We start from the raw sequence: 1,391 nt of genomic DNA on the forward strand, positions 1-1,391 counted from the left end.
CCAAATAATCCGTTAACGAGTAACCCGTTTCCCTTCGGAACAAACGAGATAAATAAGCTGGATTCAAATAAACAGACTCTGCCGCTTGCTCACGACTGAATTCCTCTCCCATATGCTCTTCCATATAGCGCTGAACCTTCTCCACAACTTGTGACACGTCCTTGCCGTTTTGGTTGGCATAGTCCGTTATCTGCTGGCTCAATTGCTGTGTCCATGTTCGCATGCGCGGCAATGATTTGAGAATGTTCTCGCCTACCTCCCATTCTCTATGTACAAACACGTCCGTCATTTGAACCGACTTTTTATTCAACCATTGGAACACCATATTCATATATCCATAATAAAACGATGCCATATGGGTATAATCAACTTTCAGCTCTAACATCTGGTCGAAGCATTCATCTATTCGCAAGGACAACTCCGTCTGCTTGCCGGACTCCAGCAATAGTGCCCAGTCAGCAAAAGGGGCTTGCTGAAGTGTATTCAATCCTTGCTTCTGTGTATGATCACGCTCCATTATAATCGCACAAGTATTGCTGACGTTGCTTCTCTCTAAGGTAAGCAGCGTTTGTATTGTAGTACGGAGCTGCTTCACTTCCGCTGCTTCGCTTATATAACAGGATAACGAGCAATTCAGCATCGTTTTGCATTGATCAATAAATGTTTTGCATCTGGCATGCAGATCATTATTGCCTTGCTTGTCATCGAACACTCCACTATAAAATATTGCATATAAAATCCCGCTGCCATCTTGAACAATATGGCCAGATTCACCTTGAAGCACGATCTCTTCAGCTGCATTCTTAATACCGTATGTCATGATCTCCTCATCACGGGCCGACCATTCCTCCCGCCACTGCTCGATGCTGATAAGCACGACGCGAATCAAACTGTCCGATTCAAGCGGTAAACCATAGGTTTGCAATGAGAAATTGAGCTGCTGCGATGCCGCTGATAAACGGTAGTGAATGACATCTTGCCAGAAACGCTCAATTAATATAGGCTGCTGCTTGCTCCATTGCTCATAAAATAAGTTGTATGTCCCGCGAATTTTTGCCAGCTGCTCCAAATCACGAGCTTTTTCCAGCGCCTCATTGACACATGCTTTTAGAGCGTTATGATCGATCGGCTTGAGCAAATAATCGAAGCAGTCAAGCTGAACCGCCTGCTGCGCATATTTAAAATCCGCATGACCGGTCAAAAAGATTGTTACGCTGGAAGGGGAATGCTCATTCGCCCACTCTAGCAATTCGATTCCGCTTTGATTTGGCATATCAATATCCGATATCATAATGTGAATCGTATGCGCAGTCAGCAGCGCCTGGGCCTCTTCCGCATCTATAGCCGTATAAATGCTCGCAATCGGCAGCGTTGACCAGTCTATGCCATTC

1 protein-coding gene is annotated in these 1,391 nt (G+C 45.1%); it reads right to left on the minus strand.

Going from position 1 to position 1,391, the window contains the following annotated elements; genetic code table 11:
• A partial coding sequence (locus AB4Z17_RS33485; RefSeq protein WP_441964767.1) for a response regulator occupies nucleotides 1-1,391 on the minus strand: 1,391 nt, incomplete at both ends.

The organism is Paenibacillus sp. TAF43_2 (assembly GCF_052113545.1).
In the GTDB taxonomy this organism is placed as follows: domain Bacteria; phylum Bacillota; class Bacilli; order Paenibacillales; family Paenibacillaceae; genus Pristimantibacillus.